Genomic DNA, 1,810 nt, shown 5'->3' with positions numbered 1-1,810 from the left:
ATTCTTTCTCTTCTTTAAATCTGAATTTAGTAATCATTTTATCAATATCCTCAAACAAAACAAAATCCGCGATTGTTAAAGCTATAAAAGGTTGCAACATAATATAACCTTGCCCAACATTACGATCTAATTGATTTCCATAAGCTTTGGCTAAGTTATAAATTACTCGTTTTTTAAAGTCTGCCACGTTCAATATTTGCATTTCAATAATAACGGTAGAGCCATTATCTAAAAGTGCTTTGACATCAAAATAAGTCTCTTTTATGGTGTTAGTAACTCCAGGGTTATAGGGGTTAATTATTTTTAGAGATTGAATAACATTTTGATTGTTATAAACTATGGCATTGAGAAAGCTAATCAGGATTTTTTGACTGTGAACAGAACCAAATATTTTTTTCAAGGCAAAGTCGGTTTTAGGGCTAATAAATGTCATGGTTATATATTTCCTATAATTTCTATGATTTATGGTATACTATAGATGATAATTTAATCTGGATATTTATGACAACAAATAATCTCAGACAGAAAATATTAGAACGCCTGGACCTACTATCGGGAGAGCAAGTGAAAAATCTGCTCCGAAAATGGCTAGTAAATTCATCTGGTAATTTAGAATATTTTGAGGAATTACTGATAGATGAATCCGATAAAAAAACAGAATAATTACTAGATTACGGAGAGATAGATTCAACGTTAAATTTTATCTCTTTGACGGAAGAAGAAATGGTTCAGCAAAGTAAATTAGCTCTTGAGGATTATCGTCGTCAGGGGGTTTCAGTAGCCCATAGTCGGGTCCGTGAATGGGCAGATAGCTATTTATAATGGATAATTGATAATGGATAATTGATAATTAACCCCCAAAGGTTTAAAGTCTTTCCTTGAGTTGAGTATAGGGATTATCTGGGTTTTATATTATTGTTGGTTTGGGTTGGTTAATGGATAGTTTGGTTGGGGAGCGATATAGCTGCCGCTAGGCTCCGCCAACGCTATTTCAGTTATCAGTTATCAGTTATCAGTTGCCATTGATGGTTTGCTTGGGGATCGATCGCTGTTTGGGAAGTTTTGAACTTGATAAAAGTAGGTTGGGTAGAACGACAGTGAAACCCAACAACACCTTTACGTTTTCCGTTTATGTTGGGTTACCCTTACGGGAAGCAAGCTACGTTACCTCAACCCAACCTACAAATACTGGTATAGTACGGTCTAGTTGTTTTTGTAGTTGGTAACGTTGTTTTAAGATTTGTCCTGGAGTTAACATAATAAGTTATATCAAATCCGGTTAAACAGCCATAGAATGGTTAAGTTAGGAGGAGTCAACCCACCCCTTTCTTGCCCTAACCCCTCCCAGGAGGGGAAGTCAGTCCTCAGGAGTCAGGAGGAGAAAGAATTACAAAGATAAACGTAGTTATGGCGATTGAAGATTTTTTTTATGTCCAATTAAACGGATTTGATATTAAAAGTTAAAAGTAATCTCAATATTATCGAGCCATAATACCGTAGTTCATTATTGTAGCGCCATGATACAGGTAAAATAGTGCCAAACTTGTAGTGTGTCGCTCCAGTAGGGTGCGTTTATAAATAATTAGGGTCTGCGTATGGAAAGTCTTTTTGCTCTTTGTAGGAGACAACCCGTCCCTCCTCCCAGGAGGGGGAGACAGGAGACAGGAGAAATGGGAATGAGCCAGGAGGTAGGAGCAAGAATTGTCTCTCAATTTTTCTGCCATAATCATCCTAAAATACCAGCATGCATGAGCTTTTTCCACCAAAAAGTTGGTACTTTTTTCAACGCTAAAACGCTAAAACCTTTATC

3 protein-coding genes are annotated in these 1,810 nt (G+C 36.5%); 2 read left to right on the top strand and 1 reads right to left on the bottom strand.

From position 1 onward, the window contains the following. Window positions 1–433, bottom strand: a 433-nt coding sequence (locus F6K13_RS31440; protein ID WP_287289628.1) for an Rpn family recombination-promoting nuclease/putative transposase, incomplete at its 3' end; no start/stop codon positions are given. On the opposite strand from F6K13_RS31440, the gene F6K13_RS31435 reads away from it, so the two are divergent. Together F6K13_RS31435 and F6K13_RS31430 are read left to right on the top strand one after the other, a co-directional pair. Further along, a complete protein-coding gene (locus F6K13_RS31435) occupies window positions 427–663 on the top strand; it encodes a hypothetical protein (protein WP_240041525.1) in 237 nt (78 codons plus the stop codon). The two genes, F6K13_RS31440 and F6K13_RS31435, sit on opposite strands and share 7 nt — an antisense overlap. 932 nt (window positions 664–1,595) lie before the next feature. Continuing rightward, on the top strand, window positions 1,596–1,810 hold a 215-nt coding region (locus F6K13_RS31430), incomplete at its 3' end, for a hypothetical protein (RefSeq protein WP_287289625.1).

The sequence above is a fragment of the Okeania sp. SIO2B9 genome (assembly GCF_010672505.1).
Lineage (GTDB): Bacteria > Cyanobacteriota > Cyanobacteriia > Cyanobacteriales > Microcoleaceae > Okeania > Okeania hirsuta.
This window is presented reverse-complemented; position numbering and strand designations above follow the sequence as displayed.